The following is a 23,893-nucleotide window of genomic DNA, read 5'->3' as shown; positions in this document are numbered from 1 at the left end:
CTGTTCGCCGATAACTATTCCAAAACGAGATTATCGCGATGAACAATCGTTTCTGCGCCAACATAGCCTAAAATTTCGGGAATTTTTTCCGATCGCACGCCTTGAATTTGTTGGAGTTCCGTGCTGCTATAGTTGACAATGCCCCGAGCGATTGTTTTCCTTTCGCGATCGCAGAGCGTGACGGCTTCTGAGGCTGGAAAGTTGCCCTCAATTTGGGTAATTCCCGCCGCAAGTAGAGATTTACCGCGATCGCGAATGGCCTTGACGGCTCCCTCATCTAAATAGAGTTTGCCCATCGTAATCAAACCATGAGCGATCCAGCGTTTGCGAGCGGTTTCGGTACGGGTTTGGGGTTCAAATTGAGTGCCTAAAAGCTCTCCTTGCAGAATCTTCTCAATATTGGCGGGTTGCTGGCCTTGCGTAATTGCGGTTTTAACGCCAGCATGGGTGGCAATGCGAGCCGCCGCTAATTTGGTCGCCATCCCTCCGGTTCCCCAGCCGGAGCCTTTTGTGCTTGCATTAACTTGTAGGGTTGCCAGTTCTTCGGGGGTGACGGTATTAATCGGTTGAGCGTGGGGAAAGGCTCTGGGGTCGGCAGAATAGAGGCGATCGACATCGGTGAGTAAAAAGAGGAAATCTGCTTCAATTAAGTTGGCAACGAGGGCGGATAGGGTATCATTATCGCCAAATTTTAATTCTTCGACAGCGACAGTATCGTTTTCATTCACAATGGGAATAACACCTAACTCAAATAATTCTTTAAAGGTGTTGTAAGCATTTACATAACAACTGCGCTCCATTAAGTCCCGTCTTGTTAACAAAATTTGCGCGATGGGTTGTTGCAAACTGGTAAAGAAATCATCATAAATCCGCATTAAGCGCCCTTGTCCCACGGCGGCGATCGCTTGCTTGCGAGACATGGTTTTCGGGCGATCGCTTAAGTTCAACCGGGAACACCCCACCCCTACCGCACCGGAGGAGACTAAAGCCACGCGATCGCCCGAGTTCCTCAAGCGAGTCAAGGTTTCGACCAGAGAAGCAATAGTAGAGAGAGAAAGTTGACCTGTTTCAGGATGGGTCAAGCTGGAGGTACCAATTTTAACAACAAGAGTACGAGACATTTTCAACGAACGATTTTCAATTTTCAATATATCCCTGAAATACCCTCGTGAAGGGCGACTTTATATATTCCTCGCGAGAGGGTTGTCTGGAGATAGGGGCAATGGAAGGAGATGAGAATGCACAATTTAAAACACCAGCCGTGAAATTGCTTTCTTGGGCTGGTGCTTTGATATTTTCTTATTTTCAGGATCTTTATATGGGCTGACCCCGTTTCTATAATTATCAGGATGCCATAACAATTCCCTTAACTTTTGTTTCGTAATCTTTTCTTTATATTTCACTTTGTCAAGATTTGTGACTGTCATCAAATTTTTGTTGCTTTCCCGTTAAAGGACTGCCGAGCAGGAGTTGAGTCAATTGCACTTCAAGGGTGCGGAACGGGTAAGAGCGAGCCGCGATCGCCGGATCGACCATCGGTTCGACCAAAATGGTAAACATGCCCATGCGATTGCCCCCAAGGGCATCAGTAATCAAGCGATCGCCCACCATCGCTACGCGTTCTACGGGAAATCCCATCGCGGCGATCGCGGCTCTTAACTTTCTGCGCGAAGGCTTACCGGCTCCGCAAAGATAAGGAAGTTGTAAAGATTCCGCAATATTGCCGATGCGACTTTCGCTGATATTGTTACTGACCAACCACAACTCGGCAATTTGACGAATTTCCTCGACCCATTGAGCGACCTCTGGAGAGACTTTCCGTTCTTTCAATGGAACGAGAGTTTCATCCACATCGAGAACTAATCCTTGCAGTTGATAGCGTTGGAGGATTTCGGGAGTGATTGCGATCGCCGTGTCCCCTAAAACCAAATCCGGTTGTAAAAATTTTGCCCAAGACATATTTCAGTTATCAGTTATCAGTTATCAGTTATCAGTTATCAGTGAAGAGGGAGTGACGAATCGGGTTTCCTATCTCATTCCCGGTTTTCCCTTGCTTGGCGAATGGTGTTTTTCGCGGCTTCGTGGTCTTCGACGGTTTTGCTGAAAACGTGAGTTCCATCGTAACGGGCAACGAAGAAGAGATAATCCGTCGGGGTGGGATTGAGAGTGGCTTGTAAGCTATCTCGTCCCGGATTGGCAATCGGGGTCGGAGGTAGTCCTTGATTGAGATAGGTGTTATAAGGATTGGGAGTTCTCACTTGAGCAAGAGTTAGAGGGCGATCGGGCGTTTGTTGAATTTCTAAACCGTATTCTACGGTGGGATCGGCTTCCAATTTAATTCCCTCATTCAATCTTTTGGTGTAAACTCCTGCAATTAAGGGACGTTCCGTGGCGATCGCGGCTTCTTTTTCCACCAAACTCGCCAACGTCACCCATTCTTTGAGATTGAGTGACGTTTGTTGTTGGTTTTGTTGATAGAGCGGGAGAGCAACTTCGGCAAAGCGATCGAGCATCAAGGCGATCGCCTCTTGGGGTTGGGCACTATTATTGGCCAGTTGGTAGGTGTCGGGATAGAGGAATCCTTCGAGATGAGGGAGTCCTGCGGGCAACCACGGGTGATCGCTCGGGATTTGTCGGGCGGCCTCTAAAAAGGCTTCTCGCTCGAAATAGCCCCGACGCTCGAAATAAGTTCCCATTTGTGCGAGAGACCAACCTTCAGGAATCGTAAAAGTTTGTTCGCGCACTTTTCCTTGCCAAATCGAATCGGCAATTTCGGATAGGGATTGAGAGGGAGAAAGCGTATAAGTTCCTTCTTTGAAAGAGCCGCCTCGATCTTGGAATAATAACCAAAACGCCCAAATATTCCACGCCCAAGATGACGAGATAATGCCAGCCGCTTCTAAATCCGAGCCAATTTGTCGGGTTGAGGTTTCCCCCGGCACGTCAATATCGATCCGAACGGCTTTTTCGGTGGGAGCAAGGGGAGAAACAGCCCAATACCACCATTGATTGCCATGCCACGCACTGAAAACCAAAACCCCGGGCAAGAGGGCGAGGGTGTAAAACCATTTTAAGAAACTGCCAAAATTCATAAATTCTGGGTAATGGGTAATGGGGACTTCTGGTTCATTAAATGAAATAACTAATTTTCGCGATCGAGTTCCCGCACGAGGATCTCTTGGAGTTGAGGTTGAATATTTTGTAACTCTTCCAAGGAAAGCATTTCCACATTTCCTGTTGGGGTTTGTCTGGCGAACAAGAGCAGAGGGTCGAGAGGCGTATAAATTTCATACTCTTGTTCTTGGTGGTAAAAGTGGGTCAAAAATTGAAACTGTTCTGATTCTAGCGTGTCTTCCTCGGTCTCAATTTCTAGGGTGAGGATATTATCTTCATCGGGTTCGGGTAATTCTCCATTGACCGTGAGGGTATAGGCGGCTCGCTCGATAGTGAGGTTTCGCTCGGCTAAAACAGCTTTCGCATCCTCGAAAATACGATCGATTTCTTCGGGGTCTTCTACCCAAGTGGCTTCGGCATCTTCGCGATCGCTCTCCCAAGCAATAATCGTAATCGGAATATCGAGAGGGAGAAGCAAAAAATAAGTCGTCTCATTTTGTCGAAAAGAATGCTCGATGGAACAGCAAAGGCTTTGTCCGACTTCGTCGGTAAGCGTAATGCTGCGAGGCGGATCGGAACTATTTTGAGGAAAAGATGCCATATGCAATCTCAATTATCAATAGGTCGATTAAATTTGGCGAATGGCGGTGCGACCTACCGGAACAATCGAATTCGCCAAGGGAATACGCACCAAGAGATGATTCGCTATCCCTCGACCTCAATTATTAACGATCGCCTATCAATTATCAATCCAGCGATCGCCGTTTTCTTGCAAGCGAGACCAATCGTTTCCCAGTTGAACGGTAATATCCGAGTTTAATTCCCCGGTACTTTCCACGAGGACTTCTCCTAACCCCAAATCGTACTGGAGTTCCGTGGCACCATCGCGATCGCCGCGTTGGGCAATAATGCGAGTCTTGCCGATCGTCTTGGATACGGACTGTCCGATGAAGAAGTTCCCATAACCTTGTTCGCGTAAAATTTGTTTGAGGGTGGCGATCGCTTCCGGGTTGCCCGTACTATCTTGAATGGCAATCCGGAGAGCCGCTTTTCTCGCGGGGAGAGATTCCGTATAGCCTTGGTCGAAATGTTGTGCCATCATGGTGCGAATGCGGCGAGTGCTGGGAAGCCAATAACTGATTTCTTTCTCTCCAGTCCCATTAAAGTCTCCCGGTAACATGAGCATTTGTACGTCTTGGCGGTTGGCATGGGCAATAAAGCCGGCGAGGGCAGCAATTTCCTCAACGCTTAGATTGGTATCGATATTAGATTTCAACACTTGAATCACATCGGGAATTCGTAATAGGGTTGCAGGTCTGAGGGTTTGTTCGATAACTGCCCGCATGAGGGTTTGCTGACGTTGTACGCGACCAATATCGCCATAGCGATCGTAGCGAAAGCGCAGAAATTGAATGGCTTCTTCGCCGTCGAGATGTTGTTCTCCTTGCTTGAGATTGATATAAAGGTGTTGGCTGTGGTCGGTATATTTCATATCTTTGGGGACGTAAACTGTGACCCCCCCCAGAGCCTCGATTAGTTTTTCCACCGCTTGAATATTGACGCGGACATAGCGATCGATGGATACGCCTTCTAAGAGATTACTAATGGTTCTCGCACTCAGAGCCGCTCCACCATAATAATTGGCGGCATTGATTTTCATTTCTCCATGCCCGTCAATAAAGGTGCGAGTATCTCGAGGAATAGAGAGGACGGAGAGCTTGTAATTATCGGGATCGAAACGGACGAGGAGCATGGTATCCGTCAAGCCTTCAAAAGAATCGACAAGGGCGTGATAGCCCAAATTATCGCGGGGGGGATCGTCCAAGTCCGAGGTGAGGACTTTCGTGCCGAGAATGAGAATGTTAACTGGGCGAGTCAGTTTGGGAAAGCTCAAAGATTGAGAGGCGATCGCTTCTTTTTGATTGAAAATTGCTGCATCTTCGGGACTGAGGAGAACTTGACGTAAGGGCGTTGCCGATAAAGAGACTGCTAAAATTGCCCCCGCCGTTGCCGAAACAATACCCACCCCGGTTAACCCCAGCCAAACCCACAGCCAGCGCGCGTTTTTTTTCTCAATTTTGCGCTTTTTGACTTTGCGAATTTGGGGAGAAGTTTTGGGATAGCGACGAGGGCTGGATTTTGACTTTCTTTTCACTGACACGGGTTTCCTCATGCGGCAAAAGTTAGCGATCGATTTTGATTGTAAACCGTTCGTTTACTTTACGGTTTTACTTGGACTCTTCGCAATTTTTTACACCGCGATCGCTTGCAATTCCGGCTAAATTTAAAGATATTCACCTTGAATGTAAGTTTTTCCGCACAATTCCTTCCGCAACTTGACTGACTCCCGAGATCGCGATCGATTGACGGCGAAACAGGCGGAACATCAATACCAAACAGGTGAGAAAGTATCCCGAACTCACCAAACTATTGAGAAAAAGCAGGCGAAAGTGCAAAATTTCGTGAGTTTGCGTGCTTCCCAAGGAAAGAAGGCCGTAAACGAACAGCCAACCCAAGGCGAGGGTTATTGCTAAACGACAAACTTTGCGCTGTTGAGGCGTACCGCGATCGCTCCTTAACGTCCACAAAGCCGGCAAAACCCCAAATACTGGCATAAGATAAATATATTCTTGCAATCGTTGCAACGGTTTTTCGTAAAACGGATCGTTCATACTGAATAAAGAATAACTGGTGACTGGTGACTGGTGACTGGTGACTGGTGACTGATGACTGATATGTGGCAACCGCAATTAACTGATGATGGTTCTTTTACATTCTATTCTGAGACATTTACTGAATGCTTTCATTCCGTGCATGGAGCGAGTCAAGAGGCAGAATGTAAATATGTCCGACCCTGTCAGTTGTACCACAGGGCAAAAGAGCAAGATTGTTTGCGTTTATTAGATGTTTGCTACGGGTTAGGGTATAACAGTGCGGCGGCGATCGCGGCAATTTGGTCGGTTAATCCGACTTGTCGCATCGAACTTGTTGCTCTCGAACTCGATGTTAGCATTTCTCAAGAAGCAGCGAGCCAAGGCTTATTACTTCCTTTTTCTTCTTCTCATTGCCATCTTTCACCCCTTCTCCGTGAATTTGCTGAAACACAACGCTTGCGATCGCCTCAATTGCAGGCAGATTTATATATCGGGGATGCGCGATCGCACATTCAAACCGTCCAGCGATCGGGGTTTCGCGCCGATGCCATTTTTCTCGATCCCTTCTCCCCGCCTAAATGTCCCCAACTCTGGACGATCGAGTTTTTAGGGTGGGTTGCTCGGTGCTTGCACCCACAGGGAAGATTGGCTACTTATTCCTGTGCGGCGGCGGTGAGAACCGCTTTAGCAAGGGCGGGTTTATTTTTTGGAGCGACGGAGGGGGTCGGACGGCGATCGCCCGGTACTATTGCCAGCTTTGTTGCTCAAGGGCTTCCCCCACTATCACAACAAGAACGAGAACACCTACAAACTCGTGCAGCCATCCCTTATCGCGATCCGAACTTAAACAATGCGATCGCCAAAATCTTGCAGCAACGCCAGCAAGAACAAGAATTGTGTTCTCTCGAGGCTACCAGTCGCTGGAAAAAACGCTGGAGGCAAAAAATGAGTGACGAGTTATCCAATAACCAACAACCAACAACCAATAATCAATTTTAATTTCCGTGAAAAAACCGATCTCAAAACCCATCTCCGATAGCATACTTGAGGTAGGGTTCTTTTTAAGCTAGTGATTTCTATCTCTGAGGGGATTGAGGATTCGATCGCAAAGATTCGCGCGGATCGACCAAAAGTAATGGTTGTAGACGATCATTCGCTAACGCGACAGTTAGCGATCGATTTGTTGCAGTTGGAAGGTTATGAGGTACGAGAGGCTGAAGGTGGTGCGATCGCGCTAGAAATCGCTTCTGAGGAAAATCTCGATTTGATTTTACTGGACGTATCCCTATCAGAGATGGATGGGATTGAAGTTTGCCGTCAACTCAAGCAAAACGAACGAACGTCTCATATTCCTATTGTTTTTATGACCATTGCGGAAGATCGCCGCGTGCGTCTCGACGGACTCGAAGCTGGGGGAACGGATTTTCTGGCCAAACCCCTCGATCGCCTCGAACTTTCTGTTCGAGTAAAATCTCTCATTCGCCAAAAACGCCTCAATGAAGATTTAAACCAGTCCAAACAAGTTCTTTTTTCGATTGCCCGAGCTCTCGAATGTCGTTGCAGTAATGCCACAAATCCTTCAGAACGTTTGATAGATTTGGCACAAAGGTTTGGCCAGCATTTGCAGCTTTCCAAGTTAGATATTCAAAATCTCAAAGATGCTGCTCACCTTCACGATATCGGCACGATCGCGATTCCTGATGCCATTCTGTTAAAAACAACGCCCCTGACTGCCGAAGAACGAGAACTCATTAGCCAGCACGTTTTGATCGGCGAGCAACTCTGTCAACCCGTGCGAGAATTACAAGGGGTTTTACCCATTATCCGCCATCATCACGAACGTTGGGACGGCAGTGGCTACCCCGATGGCATTTCCGGAGAGCGTATTCCTTGGTTGGCACAAGTTTTTCAAATTATCGATATTTTTGATGCCCTGACCAGCAAGCGTCCTCACAAAAAACCCTTTGCTGCTGCCAATGCTTTGAAAATTTTACAAGAAGAAGCCGCCCGAGGGTGGAGAAATCCGGATTTAGTGATGCAGTTTTGCAGTTTTTCTGGTTAAAAGAGCGTTATTGACTTCTCTACCTCCTCAATTTTGCAACGCGATCGCGAAACCATTTCCATCTTGCCCGAAAAAGCAATTTTCATTGATAATGGAGAGAAATCGCATTCTGGATTAGACCGTGACCGAACAACAGAGCTACAAAGAAACCGTCAATCTCCCCAAAACCGACTTCAGCATGAGGGCAAATGCCGTCAAACGCGAGCCGGAATTGCAACAATTTTGGGCAGAGGAACAGATTTACGAAACCCTGTCGCGGGATAATCCGGGTGAGATTTTCGTGCTACACGATGGACCTCCCTATGCTAACGGGTCGCTGCACATGGGTCATGCCCTCAACAAGATTCTCAAAGATATTGTTAATAAATATAAAATTTTGCAAGGGCGTAAGGTTCGTTATGTTCCCGGCTGGGACTGTCACGGACTGCCTATCGAACTCAAAGTTCTGCAAAAAATGAAGCGGAAAGAGCGAGAAAAATTAACTCCTTTATCTCTGCGACAAAAAGCCAAAGAATTTGCGATCGCAGCGATGGAAGAACAGCGATCGGGGTTCAAACGCTATGGGATTTGGGGAGATTGGGACAACCCCTATTTAACCTTACAACCGGAATACGAAGCCGCTCAAGTTGCCGTCTTTGGGAAAATGGCACTAAAAGGCTATATCTATCGCGGTTTAAAGTCGGTGCATTGGAGTCCCAGTTCTAAAACCGCCCTCGCCGAAGCAGAATTAGAATATCCGGAAGGTCACACTTCTCGCAGTATTTATGTTGCTTTTCCGATGATAAAAGCGGCGGCACCAGTTGAGGAAAAATTTGCCCAATTTTTGCCCAATTTAGGAGTCGCGATCTGGACGACAACCCCTTGGACAATTCCCGCTAATTTAGGTGTGGCAATTAACCCAGAATTAACTTATGCAGTTGTCGAAATGTCTGGAGAAATTGACACGCCTCAATATTTACTCATTGCTGAGGATTTACAGGCAAGATTGAGCGAGAAATTGGGCAAAACTTTAACAATTAAAACAACCGTTAAGGGCGCAGAATTAGAAGGTTGTATTTACCAGCATCCTTTATACGATCGCGAGAGTAAAATTCTCGTGGGTGGCGATTACGTGACCACCGAATCTGGGACGGGTTTAGTGCATACGGCACCGGGTCACGGTCAAGAAGATTTTATCGTGGGAAAACGTTATGGATTGCCGATTTTATCCCCCGTTGACGAACATGGAAACTTTACCGAAGAAGCGGGAAAGTTTGCCGGTTTAAATGTTTTAAAAGATGCCAATGGTGCAATTATTGAAGCCTTAATGGAAGCCAAGTCTCTGCTTTTAGAAGAGTCTTACGTGCATAAATATCCCTACGATTGGCGCACGAAAAAACCGACTATTTTTCGGGCGACAGAACAATGGTTTGCGTCTGTGGAGGGATTCCGAGAGGAGGCATTAAAAGCGATCGCAGAAGTAGAATGGATTCCCGCTCAAGGACAAAATCGTATCACCCCAATGGTTAGCGATCGCGCAGATTGGTGCATCTCTCGCCAGCGCAGTTGGGGAATGCCGATTCCCGTTTTTTACGATGAGGAAACCAACGAACCTTTAGTTACTCAAGAAACGATCGACCATATTCAGGAAATTATCCGCGATCGCGGTTCCGATGCGTGGTGGGAATTATCGGTTGAAGCGTTATTACCGGAACAATATCGCAACAATGGTAAGACTTATCGGAAAGGTATGGATACAATGGATGTTTGGTTTGATTCTGGCTCATCTTGGTCAGCCGTGGCTGATAGTCGAGCAGAATTAAAATATCCCGTAGATATGTATTTGGAAGGATCGGATCAGCATCGCGGTTGGTTTCAATCCAGCTTACTCACCAGTGTGGCAACTAACAGTTGCGCCCCTTATAAAACCGTATTAACTCATGGATTTGCCCTCGATGAAAAAGGATATAAAATGAGTAAATCCTTGGGGAATGTTTTCGATCCCAATAAAATTATTGAAGGAGGAAATAATAAGAAAAAAGAACCGCCCTACGGTGCCGATGTGCTGCGTTTATGGGTGTCTTCCGTAGACTATTCCTCTGATGTTCTCATTGGGAACAATATTATCAAGCAACTTTCTGATGTCTATCGTAAGATTCGTAATACAGCGCGGTTTTTATTGGGGAATCTCCATGATTTCGACCCCGAAAAAAATGCAGTTGCTTATACGGAGATGTCAGAATTAGATAAGTATATGCTGCATCGGATAACAGAAGTTTTTGACGACATTACCGATGCGTTTAATACCTATCAATTTTATCGTTTCTTCCAAACCGTGCAGAATTTCTGTGTTGTCGATCTGTCTAATTTCTATTTGGATATTGCCAAGGATCGCCTCTATATTTCTGCCTTGAATTCTCCCCGTCGTCGCAGTTGTCAAACTGTGTTAGCGATCGCCTTGGAAAACATCGCTAAATCCATCGCCCCGGTATTGTCTCACATGGCGGAAGATATCTGGCAATTTTTACCCTACAAGACTCCTTACAAGTCCGTTTTCGCCTCCGGTTGGCTGAAAATGGAATCAGAATGGAAAAAGCCAGAACTAACCGCGTCTTGGACAAATTTACGAGATGTCCGAACCGAAGTCAATAAAGTGATGGAACAAGCACGCAGCGAGAAAGCGATCGGTTCTTCCTTGGATGCAAAGGTGTTACTTTATGTCTCCGATGTAGAACTGAAGAAATCTTTGCAAGCATTCAATCCTACGGATAGTTTGCAAGGCAATCATATTGACGAACTCCGCTATTTATTTCTCGCTTCTCAAGTTGAATTGGTCGATTCTCTCGATCGCATTCAAACCGCAGAATATAAAAGCGAATCCGATAAAATTGCCATTGGAATTGTGAAAGCAGAGGGAGAAAAATGCGATCGCTGTTGGAATTATTCCACTTCTGTCGGGAAATCCAGCGAACATCCCCTACTCTGCGATCGCTGTGAATCTGCATTAGCGGAAACCTTTTAACCATGAACAATACTCCTGTCAATTTATACGATCGAAGATTAAGATTCTCCTTTTGCAATCGGTAAAAGCACCGTAAATGTCGTTCCGAAATTAAATTGACTTGCAACTTTAATTTGTCCGGAATGGCTTTCAACAATTGCCTTGGCGATCGCTAATCCCAATCCCGATCCCGTCGGTTGCGAGAGAGTGCGATCGCGAGATCTGGAAGGATCGACCCGGTAAAAGCGATCGAAAATATAAGGTAAATCTTTCTGGGGAATGCCTCCTCCCGTATCTTTTATCTTCACCTGCAACCACTCATGGCGGCGATCTTTTCTCACCCGTTGTAATTCAATTTCAACCTTCGCTTTTTCTGCGTCTGTCGTCGTGCGATCGCGGCGAGAATATTCGATCGCATTACTCATTAAATTCGTAAATAATCGCGCCAAACTATCCCAATCTCCCCAAACATTAAAAACGTCCTCTCCTACAGGTAAATCCTCTTGCGTTTTCGGTTCGATAATATGTAAAAATAAAGCAATACTCTCTCGTTCTGCTACAAAACGCTGTTCCTCGATCGCTTCCATTAACAACGCATCTAAGGGCAAACTTTGAAATTGATTTTGTGCGATTCCTCGATCGGATCGCGTCAAAAAGAGCAGATCGTTGACCAATTTGCCCAATCGTTGCGTTAAGCGTTCGACAATTTGCAACTGTCTTTGTTGAACCTTGGGATCGCTATCGGGATAGGCCAAGGCCATCTGCACGTTCGTTTGGATGGTTGCAATCGGGTTTCGCAATTCGTGGGACGCATCGGCGGTAAATTGTTCGAGACTTTGATAGGATTCCTTAATCGGTTCGATCGCCAGACCCGACAGCAGCCAACCGATAGCCGCCACAGAAGCCACCGTCAGACTCGTTCCCAAAATTAAGTCGTAAATTAACTTGTGACTGGGTTTGGTGACTTCAAACCAAGGATGGCTGACTCGCAAATACCCCAAAACATAGCGACCTCGTTCGATACGTTTAGTCACTTGTCGCAATAAATAGGTGGGCGAAATATGCACCGTTACTCCTCTACCTGATAACTGTAAAGGAACGCGCGGTGGAGTCCCAAAGGTTGACCAAAGTAATTCTCCTTCTGGATCGAACCATTCGAGATCGATGCGATCTTCCTCTCCCGTTTGGGTATTGTTGCGAAAACTGGCCATAATATCGACGCGATCGCCGCCTTTCGCTGCCGGTTGATGCCGAATGACCAGCGATCGTTCCACCACCTCGGTCACGTGCTTGAGGGTGTCATCCACGCGATCGATAAGGGTATTGCGTACGTAAACATAAAATCCCGTCGCAAAAACCAACAACAGGATCGCCGTAACAGTAGCATACCAAATGGCAAGATGGCGACGGGTAGCGAGGAACATAGAGAAAGAAGAGTTTGGAGTCGGGATTTATTGTACTCGCGATTGGCTGGAAAGATTTTCGACTATTGAGTTTCCATCTGTTGTTAATTCTACTACGCCGATGAATTCTGTTACTCCGAGTGAAGTTAGTCCCTCTCAAGGGGAAAATATTATCTATGCGATCGGTACTTTGGGCTATGATTTTGGCACCGAAGCACGTCGAGATTCTTTGTTTCCCAAGTTCTTAAACATCGATGTGCTTACCTTAATAATAGTCTCTAACTGCTTTAGTTTATCTATTCTTACATAACTAACATGCTCCTAGAAATAAAACTAAAAAACCCGTTCTCTGTAAGAATCGGGTGTTAAGATATCCGTATTATACTGAATTAAGCCTGTAAATTCCGCAATTCCTCTGGTTTTACGGCTCCTTTTTCGGTAATAATTGCCTCGATTAAAGCTGCCGGCGTGACATCAAAAGCAGGATTATAAAAATCAACGCCATCGGGACAAAGCCGCGTTTCTCCGACTTGATAAATCTCTTTTGGATCGCGTTCTTCGATGGGAATTTCTGTGCCAGTTTCTAACTTAAAATCAACCGTCGAAAGCGGTGCGGCCACAAAGAAAGGAATGTTATGAGCCTTAGCGATCGTAGCGACTCCATAAGTGCCAATTTTATTCGCCGCATCGCCATTGGCAGCAATGCGATCGGCTCCGACGACAACGGCATGAATTAAACCCTGTTTCATACAATGTGCTGCCATATTATCGGTAATTACCGTTACGGGGATGCCTTCTTGCACGCATTCCCAAGAGGTCAATTTTCCCCCTTGCAGGCGCGGGCGGGTTTCGTCGGCATACACTCGGGCTAAACGATTTTCTCGCCAAGCCGATCGCACGACACCTAAAGCAGTACCATAACCGGCTGTTGCTAAAGCCCCTGCATTGCAGTGGGTTAACAAAGTGAGTTTTTCAGGAGTTTTTGGGAGAATGCTTAAACCATTATCGCCAATATCTTTGCAGGTTTGTAGATCTTCGATTTGAATGGCTTTGGCGGTTTGCAACAATGCGGTTTTAATCTCTTCAACACTCCCGGATGTTTCGTTAGCGGTTTGCAATTGACGGGCGATCGCCCAAAATAAATTGACGGCGGTAGGACGAGTTTGACGCAATTTTTGAGCGACTTCCTCCAATTCAGCAAGGAAGGTGGCGCGATCGCTACTCTGGATTTCCCTCGCCCCCAAATACATTCCGTATCCAGCCGCCACCCCGATCGCTGGCGCACCCCGCACGATCATGGTTTTAATGGCTTTGGCCATGGTGGCGCTATCGGCGATCGCAACGGTAGTATATTCGGATGGAAGACAAGTTTGATCGATGAGAATGGCGCGATCGCCTTCCCAAATCACGGGATAAATTTCTGACGGCATGAGCATGGTGGGATTGACTGCGCTTTTAGAGTAAGGTGTCGGTGCGATCGCGAGCAAGAGGGGAGATATTGGCGATCGAGTTCTTCTCCAATGGTTCTGAATGCTTTTTTCAGCTACAATCCGAACTTTGGGATGATTGATTATATGCTCTAAAAGCACTTGATAAGAAGAAAATAAATTAGAAATTTGTCCCTTTGAGTGACTTCTCTATCTCTCTACCAATGTAGAAAACAAAAACACGGGTAGAGAGTTTTCCGATTTTTACAACTTTTCAACAATGGTAATGAACCGAATTGCTGCCCGTATTTCTGTTCCTCCGATCGCTTTAGCTTTGTTGGCGATCGTCTCAATGCAAGGAGGAGCCGCATTTGCAAAATCTTTATTTCCAGAGGTTGGAGCCGGTGGCATGTTATTCATGCGCGTGGGTTTTGCTGCGATTCTTCTTTTTGTTTTTTGGCAACCCAAACTAACTCTTCAGATCCGAGAAAATTTTAAATTATTATGCCTTTTTGGTATAGTTATGGCTTTGATGAGTCTTTCTTTTTATGAGGCACTCGATCGCATTCCTTTGGGAATTGCTTCCGCATTAGAATTTACAGGTCCTTTAGGGTTAGCCGCATTAAAATCGCAAAGAAAACTTGATTTTATTTGGGTTTTGCTGGCTGCGATCGGCTTATTACTTCTCGCACCGATCGGGGGATTTGTTTTAGATATTTGGGGAATTATTCTCGCACTCATAGCGGCTTTTTTCTTAGCAACTTATATTGTTTTATCCGCTCGAGTCGGAAAAGTCATACCGGGAGTTGCAGGATTAGCTTGGGCAATGGCAATTGGTGGAGTAATCTTAATGCCGATCGGTATATTATCCGCAGGTAGTACGCTTTTGCAACCTCGGGTGTTACTTTTAGGGTTTGGCGTGGCAATTTTGTCGTCGGCGTTACCCTATTCTTTAGAAATGGCAGCATTGCGATCGCTTCCCCTTAATGTCTTTGGTGTCTTAAAAAGTCTTGAACCCGTCGCTGCTGCTTTGGCAGGGTTTTTGGTACTCGGAGAAATGTTAACCTTGAGAGCAACAGTGGCAATTCTTTTGATTTCTTTCGCTGCTGCGGGAGTCTCTCGATTTCGCGATCGCACTTCAGAGTGAGGGTTAATCAAGAGATATGAAGGCGCGATCGCAAGCAAGAGAATTAATCCACGACGCGAATAAAGCCCATTCTGACGCGATCGTAGATGGCACGCACGCGATCGCTTTGTTCTCGCGTTAAGGCAGAATCTTCTAAGAGGGCATTTTGTAAGATCTGGCGATCGCGCAAGGTAATCTTTCCGGTGGCAAAAATCTTTTCAATGCTCATTTGCAAGGTTGTCGCGATCGAAGTCTGAGAGTCTGGCAATTCGGAAATCTCGAACATGGGTTTTAAGATTAAGGGGTCAGACCCATCGGAGTCTATGTTTCCACTATGGCTTATTCTCTGGCGAGTGTAAATAGAGAAAAACTGATAAAAGTTGATAAATTTGAGCAGAAGACAATCGGCAGAAGTTGCGATTATCGGTCATTTTTCATTCTTTCACGAAAATAATCTCGGTATAGATCGCAACTAACCGTGACTTGATTGCCGTCTAAATGAACTAAGCCCATACTGTGTAATTTAAAGGCTTCGACTTGCTCTAAGGCGATCGGGAGATAGGAAGCGATCGCTTGTTTGAACGCTGCAAATAAAGGGGGATTTTGTTGAAAATACCAGAGGCATCGATGCAGGTGATCTCGATAAATTCCTGTATCTGTTGGAGCAGTTTCTAGTAACTCGTTGAATGTGAGTTCTTCTCGTGCTAAACGATATAAAGATAAACGGATCAAATAAGGATGACCGGCTAATAAGCGCATTAATTGAGCAATTTGTTTTCGATCTAATGTTAGTTTGTGACGTTGTACCAGTTCTTGCACCTGTTCGGTTGTAAAGGGTTGCAATTCAACTCTCACGCCAATATTGAGCGGAGATTGGTTAATATCTAAAGGGATATAAATTTCGGTAGAATGTACCATCACGAGTCGCAGTTTTTGCCAGAGCAGATCGGTTTTCGTTTTTTCGTGCCAAAATCGCAAAAGACTGAGAAATTCTCGGGCAATTTCCGGATTTTCAATAATTTCGTTCACTTCATCAAAAGCAAAGACAATCGGACTATCCACTCGCGCAAAAAGATATCCTTGCAAATATAGCGTACAACTCATTTTACTGCCCAAATCTTCATCCCAAAACTCATCTAAGTTCGGTTTCAAGCCAACTTGCAAGCTGAGATTGGCACATAACCAACGCAATAACCGATTGATATCTGTAAGGACTGAGGCTTCTGCTTGTTGAAAATGCAATAATCCTGTTTTATAGCCCTGTTGGTTTGCCCGAGCCAGAATTCTCATCATTAGGGAAGTTTTACCCATTTGTCGAGGGGCTTTGATGCGAATAAATGCACCGTTGCGGGTAATTTCTTCATAACATCTTTGTTCGTGAGGCGATCGCTCGATATAAAAAGGTGAGTTTAAAGGAACGCTCTCGAGAGGAAGTTCTAAATTGAGAGATATTGGCGAGGTAGGAGGTGCGATCGTATCAGATATGGATGGCAAAGTGGCGATCGCGGTGCCATTTTCAATATTTTGGGGTTGCGTCTCGGCCATATTTCGCTCTACCACCGATTGTAGAGTGGTTTTGGTCACTTTTTCTCCAAAGGCTTGAGACAGCAAACGCCATAATTTCGGCGCAACTCCTTGTTTGATGTAATTGGAGGAATAACCGTATTCTTTGGCGATACTATCGTAAGTTTTTTTGGTTCTTTGCCATGATTCGCGCAAGATAATCCGTTGGAGATCGTTGAGATGTTCCTCCGTTGTTGCATAAACGGATGACTCAACAAATTGTAAAACTTCTTCAATACTTTTCATAAATATTATTCATAACAACAGCATGAGGAATATAAGAGATAAAGGCACACCGATCGCTGATGGGAAATGGCAAGAAAGGTCAACTGTGATTGTAAACGATTCCTCGATAGGACGGTGGGATTACCTTGGGAAGTTATTGTTAAATTGTACTAAAATGATAGTATTCTTGAGAAATAGAGTAGAGAAAATAAAATTTTTTCAATGAAACAAAAACATCGCGTTAAAAATAAATTAGTAGTTTGGTTGCAGCGCTTTTTAAGTTTGCTAGCGATTTTATTCCTAGCGGGGTTTTGGCTCATTCTCGGCACTCGCCCGGTTTTAGCACAAGATAACACGGTTAACTATACGCTTACGGAACTGCACTATCAAGATTTCTCTGGACAAAACCTAGCGGGAACGAGTTTTGCGGGGGCAGATTTGCGAGGTTGTAATTTTAGCAATGCCAATTTACAAGGAACAATTTTGACGAAAGCTGCTTTTTTTCAAGCAGATTTATCGGGGGCCAATTTAAGTAGTGCGTTAATGGATCGGGTAATTTTCGATTCTGCTAATTTAAGTAATGCGATTTTACACGATGTGATTGCGACCGGTACCCGCTTTTTTGATGCCGAGATTACAGGGGCTGATTTTTCAGGGGCGCTTTTAGACCGCTATCAGATTCGCTTATTGTGCGATCGCGCTGAAGGGGTTAATCCGATAACAGGAGTGAATACACGAGAGAGCTTATTTTGCGATTGACAGGGGAAATACTTTGCAGAGATTCGCGATCGCATCTTCAAATAAAAATAAAATCTTAGCAGAAGAAGTGAGGAGAAATGAAAAGGGTAAATTAAACGATGCGATCGCCGGACAGAATATGAAAATTTTAATTTTAAGCGACTTACATCTAGAATTCCAAGAGTTTCACATTCCCGATACGGATGCGGATTTAATTATCCTCGCAGGGGATATTCATATCGGTTCTAGGGGATTATTATGGGCAATGCAGGAGGTTAGCGATCGCCCTATTTTGTATATTTTAGGCAATCACGAATATTATACCCAAGCATATCCTAAACTTCTCAATCGCTTAAAAGAAGAAGCAAAGGAAACGAATATTCATATTTTAGAAAACGATCGTTTTATTTTCAACAATGTCACTTTTCTCGGCTGCACCCTCTGGACAAATTTTAGATTATTTGGCGATCCCATGAGTGCTGGATACGAAGCCACAAAAAAAATGAATGACTATCGTAAAATTCGCCTTAGTCCCCAATATTCTCGACTGCGATCGCGAGATACGGCAATGATTCATCAAAAATCTTTTTCTTGGCTACAAACTAATTTTAGACAGACTGAAACCTCTAAAACCGTTGTCATTACCCATCACGCACCGAGTCAAAAATCCGTTCCATGCCAATCTTTACTGGATATTTTAACGGCAGCTTATGCGTCAAATCTTGATGCTGCGATCGCCGAATCTAATGTAAATTTATGGATTCACGGACATTTACACCACTCTGTCGATTATTGTATTGGTAATACGCGAATTATTTCTAACCCTCGCGGATATCCCGAAAAATTTAACTCACACTTCGATCCGATGTTTATGGTAGAAATTTAGTCTATAAAATTTCTCGCCCTGTGAGAATTTTTCGCACCTCTAACATTGCCGAATAGGTGGGGAGAATATGTAAAGTTTCCTCACTAGGACTGTTTTCTAAAGCAGTTTGAATCGCTTCTTGTAAATTTTCTTTAACAATAAGATTCAGATTTTTTGAGTCTATTTCTCGGGTTGCTTGGCTGTATTTAAGACGCAAAGCCATATCGTAAACGCGATCGCCACTGACGACAATTGTTCCTCCCAAACTGACCAATTTTTCTGTATCGACATCCCAAATCCAAGAAACATCTGTTCCATCAGGAATGCGATCGTTCAGAACAATCAAAGTTGTTGAAGAGTTGCCCTCTATTTTGATATCATTAACGGCGCGGATGGTTTCATTCATGCCGACGGGATTTTTGGAGAGTAAAATGCGGACGTGCTTTCCTTTCACGGTTAATTCTTCTGCCCGTCCAAAAGCGGCCCGGAAACTTTTAATAGTTGTATTGATACGATCTTGCGAGATGCCGATCTCCTGTGCTAATAATCCAGCAGCAAGTGTGTTGTACTTGTTATAAATACCGATTAAAATTTGACCCCATTCTTGACTATTGAGAGATGTTTCACTCTTTTTGAAATCACATTTGGGGCAACGATAATCGCCGAGATGAGAGAGATAAACCCCTTGATAATCTAATAAATGACCGCAACTGGGACAGTAAATCGAATCAACCGCATGAGGAATTTCTTCGAGATAGCGATCGGGTTCGTTTAACCCGAAAAAGATAACTTTTTGAGATAAATTTTGTCCTAAATAGGAAAGAGTCGGATCGTCAGCATTGAGAATCACGACAGTCTCTTGAGGAAGGGGTGCGATCGCTTGTTGCCAGCGAAAACTAATTGTATCGACTTCACCATAACGATCTAATTGATCGCGAAACAAATTTAAGCCTAAGATATAACGAGGACGACAATCTCGCAGCACTAGAGGTAAAATATTTTCATCCACTTCTAAAATTGCATAATCGGTTTTGAGTTGTCCGATTAAATTTGTATCGGCTAAAAGCGCAGTAATTAAGCCATTAATTAAGTTCGCACCTGTGGCATTATGGGTAACATTTGCGCCACAATCTTCGAGTATTTTTCGTAATAAAAGAGAGGTGGTAGTTTTGCCATTTGTGCCAACAATGAGAATAACACCCTGTTTGACTTGTTCAAAGAGTAACGGTAACAAACGAGGATGAATGCGTCGAGAAACCTCCCCCGGAAGCACGCTAGCTGCCCCTAATTTTAAGCCTTTGACAATAGCAGTAACAGTTTTGGCAACCCCTACAGCAAGTCCTAAACGAATGCGATCGAATACGTTCATGTGTTCGGTTATCGATGACTAATCCCCAATTATCAACCATTGAGGAGCGATTATCAATACATTTTGCGATCGCGACAAGTATTTTCAGCGAAACGCCCATTATCATAGATAAGCACAGGCTAATTCAGGCAAACGAAACCCTATGAAAGCATTGCGCTGGTTTTTTTCTATTCTCCTTGCTTTAATTCTCGCGATCGCTTTGATTTTCTCTCTACCTACCACGGCGATCGTACAACAAATTACTAACGCTCAAACCGTTAAAACTTGGTTTAATGAGAGTAATGCTTACGATGAATTTCTTGCCTCTGCGTTTCAAGAAAAGTTACAAGCAATGATTCCTCAAATTCCCAATTTTCCCGTGAGTGGGAATAGCCAAATTTTTACCGCGATCGCACAATCTCTTCCCGATGATTTCGTACAAAATTCATTTGAGACAGTTCTCGACGCACATTTTGACTACTTTCACCGTCGCAAAGATCGAGTTGAATTTACTATTAATTTAACCGATATTACTCAAAGTTCCGATCCCAATATTCCTCAGCTACCTCCAAGCAATTTGCCGATCCCTCTGCCGATCGATCCATCGCAATTAAACCCTTCTCAATTACCCAGTAATGGTATATCTGACAAACTGACAATTACTGAAGAAGATATCCAACTTGATTATGAAAAACTGGCAAATATCCGCAAATTTTTTGGGATCGCAACCCTAATTCCTCGGTTGAGTTATGGGTTTATTCTCTTTCTCTCGATCTTCCTGCTGGCGATCGCACCTCGTCCTTGGCGCAATGGTTTATTTATGCTGGGTTTGACATGGCTTTCCAGTACAATATTCGTTGGAATTGTCTCTTTTAGCGCAAGATCCACTTCGCTGAATGCGCTGCAAACTCAACTCAACAGTACTATAGTTCAAGAAGATCCTGCCGCCGGAAATTTGCTTTTAAAAACCGCGATCGTTGCTCATACTTCCATTATAGATCGCATTATCTTTCTCTCGGTCATTGGGATTGTATTTGGATTAATTTGTCTTGCGATCGCATATATTAGTCGGCGTACTTCTGATTAAAAACTGAAACGATCGCGAACTATTGCTAATTACACTTGAATGAATTGTTCCTGTTGATGTAAGTAGCTTTCTATTGCTGCATTAGCTAATTGACTCATTGCTTGTCCAAAGCGACTTGCTCTCGCTTTTAAGCGGGTATGAAGCCCATGCTCAATTCTTATTGGTGACTTTAATTTATCTCGCTCTAATTCTATAGCAATATCAGATTTTTGCAAGTATATTTCTATCGCTTTACTTGCAACTTGACGCATATTCTTGTTTTGATATTTTGCTACTTTCCTTAAAAGGTCATGAATAGTAGCTGAAACTTTAATTGTTGGGTCATGATTATCTAGCAAAGGTGACGATAATGAAAGAAATTTCCAATTCGGATCGGTATTGTAATTTTCTCTCTCGAACCAAGGTTTCATCTTGCGATCGAACATGAGAATATTTTCGATTCTTTCTAGAAAAGTAATTTCATAGTTGAATAAAAATACTGCATCTCCTTGAAAATTTTTTAAGATATTTAATACAAATAAAAGTAAAGTTTTTCTTGCTCGATTGTATTCTGGATCATTGGTATTTAAACGAAACCAAATATCAATCTGAGGAGTAAACCCAAACGCATCAGCTATGCTATTTTGAGTCCGTTCTGAAACTTTATTTACACCTAGAATCATTCCAGAAGTAAATATTGTTGGGTTTTCTACCTCTTTTTCAATCCACTCAAAACTTATTGAATTTGAGACAATTTCTAGAACTTGTAGAGGTTCAATGACTGTGGAAATTTTTAATTGATAGGAAAGAGACATTTTTGTTGTTAAACCTCCGTTAATTGTTTTTTTGATTAATCAAAAGGATAGAATGATACAATATTACCATCTTTAATTAACAAGATTTCTTTAAGATTGGGAATTGGAGCATTTACCAATTGTTGACGTAATTTTTTTAAAGAAATTTTAGTATCATCAAGATTGAGAACAATGCGTTCAGCCTGTTTTTTATTAACTTTTTCAGCGATTACATCTAACAGATTGCGAGCATTTGCTGTTTTTGGTGAGTAACAATCGAAGATTTTTCCTTCAATTTTATAATCTGGTTGTTTATATCCAGTGACGTTGGGATTCTGTTCTATATTATAGCCTGCCTTGGCCAGAGTCATCGCCGATTCATTTTCTCGCCTTAGCGATCGCTTCGTCTCATCATCCTCATTATCTTCAATTTGAGTTGATGTTCCCAGTGGTATTCCTCCTAAACTTTGAGATGGGACAGTGCGATCGCTTATATTAATCTTTTCTGTTAATCTTCTTTATGGTATCGTAATTCAGTCATCATAATTCACCTAAAAAACACAATATTTTTCCAAAAACGTAGCGCGATCGCTCAAACTCACCCTCTTAAACTCTCTATGCTAGAAACAGTTTCACCCGCACTTCAAAATACTCCTGTTTTAATTTCTCCTCCCATTATCCCAGAGCAACTAAAACTTGAAGAAACTTTAAATTTAGGAGTTTTAGCATCCGGAAGCGGAAGTAACTTTGAAGCGATCGCTCGCGCTATTGAAGCCGGACAACTGAATGCTAAAATACAAGTCCTTATTTACAATAAACCCAAAGCCAAAGCGGTAGAACGCGCAAAAAATCTCGGCATTCCCGCTGTTCTTTTAAATCATAAACATTATCAAAGTCGAGAAGCACTGGATTTCGCTATTGTTGAAACCCTACAAAAGTATCAAGCTGATTGGGTCATTATGGCAGGCTGGATGCGAATTGTCACCTCAACCTTACTCGATGCTTTTCGCGATCGCGTTATCAATATTCACCCCAGTTTACTCCCCAGTTTCCCCGGAATTAAAGCCGTAGAACAAGCTCTCGCCGCCGGAGTCAAAGTAACGGGATGTAGCGTCCATTTAGCATGCGTAGAAGTCGATAGCGGTCCCATTCTCATGCAAGCTGTTGTTCCCATCTTACCCGAGGATACCTCAGATACCCTTCACGCCCGCATTCAAGTCCAAGAACATCGCATTTTTCCTCCCGCGATCGCCCTTGCAGCTCAACAGTTCGCTAAGAATCCCAATAGCCCTCCAATAAGTCCGAAAGAAAGCAGATAAAAAACAACAATAACTCAGATATAATAGATTGAGTTGTTTTAGCGGGATCGATTATGCGTGAGAGAGCGATCGACAGTCTTTGGGCTACAGGAGTCGGTATCGGTGTTGGTATTACAGCCTCTTTACTGTTTTCTTCCAGTAAAGCGATCGCTCTATTTTGTGGCCTTAGTGCCAGTGCAACAGTCGGTGCATCGGTTCTAAGAGTGAGAAATATTGTTGAAAAAGAACAGCAAAAAACCCGCACCCAACTCGATCGCATTCTCACTCAACTCGATCCCGACTATTATGCCGCATTACCCAACCTTAAAACCGCGAAAAAGAACGAGGGAAAATTACCGAGTTCTCCAGAAGTAGAAATTAGCGAACCGGAATGCGATCGCGCGATTGCATGGTTAAACAGTCGCAATATTGAAGTCAAAAACTATCACAAACCCGCTCCAGAAGATCGAGTTTTCAATCATATTGCCTTGCTTCTCGGTCGCAGATACGATCTCGTCAAACGTCTTTATTTAAAAATTAAACGCAATCACCACGACAGTCAAAGTTTTTCTCTCAATTTATCCTCTCGTCCCCCTCAAGAAATTGGCGCTTGTACCCAATTTGGTAAAACTCTCTTCGAGCGAGCATTTTTAAAAGAATATCGCTATCAACGCAATAATAAAACAATTCACGCTAATACAATTAAAGAAGGAGGCATCAAACGTTTTTTTGATGGTAACTGGTTCGAGCGTTTTATCAAGCTGGAAATTGTTGAAATTTTAGCCGCACAAGAACTTCGCTATCAACTTCTCGTTAACTCGCAAATTATTCTGGCGACAGGAGAGGATTTTGAGCTAGATATGCTCTTTTTGATTGAAGGCGAACCGCTTTGGATTGAATGTAAAACTGGCGATTATCAAGGACATATTGAGAAATATTCTAAATTTAGAAGTACATTAGGAATCAGTCCCGATCGCGCTCTTCTCGTCATCCTCGATCTCAAAGATGAATTGACAGAAAGTTTAACCAGTTTATACGGCCTTCGCGTTCTCAATCAAAATAACTTATTATCATTTATCAGTGATTCTATTGTGGAAAATTAAGACTTCAAGATCGTGACAAATCTAACATAAAATTAATTAATGAGAAGCCTTTTTTGTGCCATTGATAATTCAAATTAGGCTGATAACAACTGTTTTTAAATCTATGCCCTTCCCAGAGAGACAAAAT

At 43.7% G+C, this 23,893-nt stretch carries 23 protein-coding genes; 10 read left to right on the top strand and 13 right to left on the bottom strand.

Annotated features, from left to right (window positions below; all coding sequences use genetic code 11):
* Positions 1-14: 14 nt before the first annotated feature.
* The 6 genes from proB to AC6RV6_RS06445 all read right to left on the bottom strand — a co-directional run bounded on the left by proB (position 15) and on the right by AC6RV6_RS06445 (position 5,858).
* The gene (gene proB / locus AC6RV6_RS06470; protein WP_500239779.1) at positions 15-1,121 is read right to left on the bottom strand and encodes a glutamate 5-kinase; all 1,107 of its coding nucleotides are present in this window, start codon (positions 1,119-1,121) and stop codon (positions 15-17) included.
* Positions 1,122-1,407: 286 nt separating this feature from the next.
* Complete coding sequence (locus tag AC6RV6_RS06465; protein WP_500239778.1) at positions 1,408-1,959, bottom strand: YqeG family HAD IIIA-type phosphatase; 552 nt, start codon at positions 1,957-1,959, stop codon at positions 1,408-1,410.
* Between the two features lie 74 nt (positions 1,960-2,033).
* Positions 2,034-3,092 carry an endolytic transglycosylase MltG gene (gene mltG / locus AC6RV6_RS06460; protein WP_500239777.1) on the bottom strand — a complete coding sequence of 353 codons (1,059 nt, stop codon included), beginning with the start codon at positions 3,090-3,092 and terminating at the stop codon, positions 2,034-2,036.
* 50 nt (positions 3,093-3,142) lie between these two features.
* Positions 3,143-3,715: a DUF3727 domain-containing protein gene (locus AC6RV6_RS06455; protein WP_500239776.1), complete on the bottom strand. Its 573-nt coding sequence runs from the start codon at positions 3,713-3,715 to the stop codon at positions 3,143-3,145.
* A gap of 138 nt (positions 3,716-3,853) precedes the next feature.
* The gene (locus AC6RV6_RS06450; protein WP_500239775.1) at positions 3,854-5,287 is read right to left on the bottom strand and encodes an LCP family protein; all 1,434 of its coding nucleotides are present in this window, start codon (positions 5,285-5,287) and stop codon (positions 3,854-3,856) included.
* Positions 5,288-5,408: 121 nt separating this feature from the next.
* Positions 5,409-5,858 carry a hypothetical protein gene (locus AC6RV6_RS06445; RefSeq protein ID WP_500239774.1) on the bottom strand — a complete coding sequence of 150 codons (450 nt, stop codon included), beginning with the start codon at positions 5,856-5,858 and terminating at the stop codon, positions 5,409-5,411.
* Between AC6RV6_RS06445 and AC6RV6_RS06440 the strand changes: the two genes are divergently transcribed.
* From AC6RV6_RS06440 to ileS, 3 genes are all read left to right on the top strand, one after another.
* Positions 5,850-6,767 carry a tRNA (5-methylaminomethyl-2-thiouridine)(34)-methyltransferase MnmD gene (locus AC6RV6_RS06440; RefSeq protein ID WP_500239773.1) on the top strand — a complete coding sequence of 306 codons (918 nt, stop codon included), beginning with the start codon at positions 5,850-5,852 and terminating at the stop codon, positions 6,765-6,767. The genes AC6RV6_RS06445 and AC6RV6_RS06440 overlap by 9 nt on opposite strands.
* A 136-nt stretch (positions 6,768-6,903) precedes the next feature.
* Positions 6,904-7,830, top strand: a complete 927-nt coding sequence (locus AC6RV6_RS06435) for an HD-GYP domain-containing protein (RefSeq protein WP_500239772.1) — start codon at positions 6,904-6,906, stop codon at positions 7,828-7,830.
* A 121-nt stretch (positions 7,831-7,951) separates the two neighbouring features.
* The gene (gene ileS / locus AC6RV6_RS06430; RefSeq protein WP_500239771.1) at positions 7,952-10,831 is read left to right on the top strand and encodes an isoleucine--tRNA ligase; all 2,880 of its coding nucleotides are present in this window, start codon (positions 7,952-7,954) and stop codon (positions 10,829-10,831) included.
* A gap of 38 nt (positions 10,832-10,869) precedes the next feature.
* On the opposite strand, the gene AC6RV6_RS06425 is transcribed toward ileS, so the two are convergent.
* A complete protein-coding gene (locus tag AC6RV6_RS06425; protein WP_500239770.1) occupies positions 10,870-12,234 on the bottom strand; it encodes a sensor histidine kinase in 1,365 nt (454 codons plus the stop codon).
* Positions 12,235-12,334: 100 nt separating this feature from the next.
* Between AC6RV6_RS06425 and AC6RV6_RS06420 the strand changes: the two genes are divergently transcribed.
* Positions 12,335-12,523: a hypothetical protein gene (locus AC6RV6_RS06420; RefSeq protein WP_500239769.1), complete on the top strand. Its 189-nt coding sequence runs from the start codon at positions 12,335-12,337 to the stop codon at positions 12,521-12,523.
* A 79-nt stretch (positions 12,524-12,602) separates the two neighbouring features.
* Here the strand turns inward: AC6RV6_RS06420 and mtnA are convergent, their stop codons facing one another.
* Positions 12,603-13,643 carry an S-methyl-5-thioribose-1-phosphate isomerase gene (gene mtnA / locus AC6RV6_RS06415; protein WP_500239837.1) on the bottom strand — a complete coding sequence of 347 codons (1,041 nt, stop codon included), beginning with the start codon at positions 13,641-13,643 and terminating at the stop codon, positions 12,603-12,605.
* A gap of 283 nt (positions 13,644-13,926) precedes the next feature.
* Between mtnA and AC6RV6_RS06410 the strand changes: the two genes are divergently transcribed.
* A complete protein-coding gene (locus tag AC6RV6_RS06410) occupies positions 13,927-14,787 on the top strand; it encodes an EamA family transporter (RefSeq protein ID WP_500239768.1) in 861 nt (286 codons plus the stop codon).
* 43 nt (positions 14,788-14,830) lie between these two features.
* Here AC6RV6_RS06410 and AC6RV6_RS06405 read toward each other — a convergent pair whose 3' ends face one another.
* Positions 14,831-15,052, bottom strand: a complete 222-nt coding sequence (locus AC6RV6_RS06405) for a hypothetical protein (RefSeq protein ID WP_500239767.1) — start codon at positions 15,050-15,052, stop codon at positions 14,831-14,833.
* A 134-nt stretch (positions 15,053-15,186) separates the two neighbouring features.
* Positions 15,187-16,575: an AAA-like domain-containing protein gene (locus AC6RV6_RS06400; protein ID WP_500239766.1), complete on the bottom strand. Its 1,389-nt coding sequence runs from the start codon at positions 16,573-16,575 to the stop codon at positions 15,187-15,189.
* A gap of 201 nt (positions 16,576-16,776) precedes the next feature.
* Here AC6RV6_RS06400 and AC6RV6_RS06395 point away from each other — a divergent pair, with 201 nt between their 5' ends.
* Positions 16,777-17,313, top strand: coding sequence for a pentapeptide repeat-containing protein (locus AC6RV6_RS06395; RefSeq protein ID WP_500239765.1), 537 nt, complete (start codon positions 16,777-16,779; stop codon positions 17,311-17,313).
* 67 nt (positions 17,314-17,380) lie between these two features.
* Positions 17,381-18,178, top strand: a complete 798-nt coding sequence (locus AC6RV6_RS06390; RefSeq protein WP_500239764.1) for a metallophosphoesterase — start codon at positions 17,381-17,383, stop codon at positions 18,176-18,178.
* Position 18,179: 1 nt separating this feature from the next.
* Here the strand turns inward: AC6RV6_RS06390 and AC6RV6_RS06385 are convergent, their stop codons facing one another.
* Entirely contained in the window at positions 18,180-19,526 is a 1,347-nt protein-coding gene (locus tag AC6RV6_RS06385) for a MurT ligase domain-containing protein (protein ID WP_500239763.1), read from the bottom strand.
* A 142-nt stretch (positions 19,527-19,668) separates the two neighbouring features.
* Here AC6RV6_RS06385 and AC6RV6_RS06380 point away from each other — a divergent pair, with 142 nt between their 5' ends.
* Positions 19,669-20,592 carry a hypothetical protein gene (locus tag AC6RV6_RS06380; RefSeq protein ID WP_500239762.1) on the top strand — a complete coding sequence of 308 codons (924 nt, stop codon included), beginning with the start codon at positions 19,669-19,671 and terminating at the stop codon, positions 20,590-20,592.
* A 29-nt stretch (positions 20,593-20,621) separates the two neighbouring features.
* On the opposite strand, the gene AC6RV6_RS06375 is transcribed toward AC6RV6_RS06380, so the two are convergent.
* Entirely contained in the window at positions 20,622-21,386 is a 765-nt protein-coding gene (locus AC6RV6_RS06375) for a SitI3 family protein (RefSeq protein WP_500239761.1), read from the bottom strand.
* Positions 21,387-21,421: 35 nt separating this feature from the next.
* Entirely contained in the window at positions 21,422-21,736 is a 315-nt protein-coding gene (locus AC6RV6_RS06370; RefSeq protein ID WP_500239760.1) for a CdiA C-terminal domain-containing protein, read from the bottom strand.
* 246 nt (positions 21,737-21,982) lie between these two features.
* On the opposite strand from AC6RV6_RS06370, the gene purN reads away from it, so the two are divergent.
* Both purN and AC6RV6_RS06360 read left to right on the top strand, forming a co-directional pair.
* Positions 21,983-22,684 carry a phosphoribosylglycinamide formyltransferase gene (gene purN, locus AC6RV6_RS06365; RefSeq protein ID WP_500239759.1) on the top strand — a complete coding sequence of 234 codons (702 nt, stop codon included), beginning with the start codon at positions 21,983-21,985 and terminating at the stop codon, positions 22,682-22,684.
* Positions 22,685-22,737: 53 nt separating this feature from the next.
* On the top strand, positions 22,738-23,766 hold the full coding sequence (locus AC6RV6_RS06360; protein ID WP_500239758.1) for a hypothetical protein: 1,029 nt from the start codon (positions 22,738-22,740) through the stop codon (positions 23,764-23,766).
* The last annotated feature ends 127 nt before the right edge of the window (positions 23,767-23,893 follow it).

This window comes from Spirulina sp. LEGE 11439 (assembly GCF_059821285.1).
This window is presented reverse-complemented; position numbering and strand designations above follow the sequence as displayed.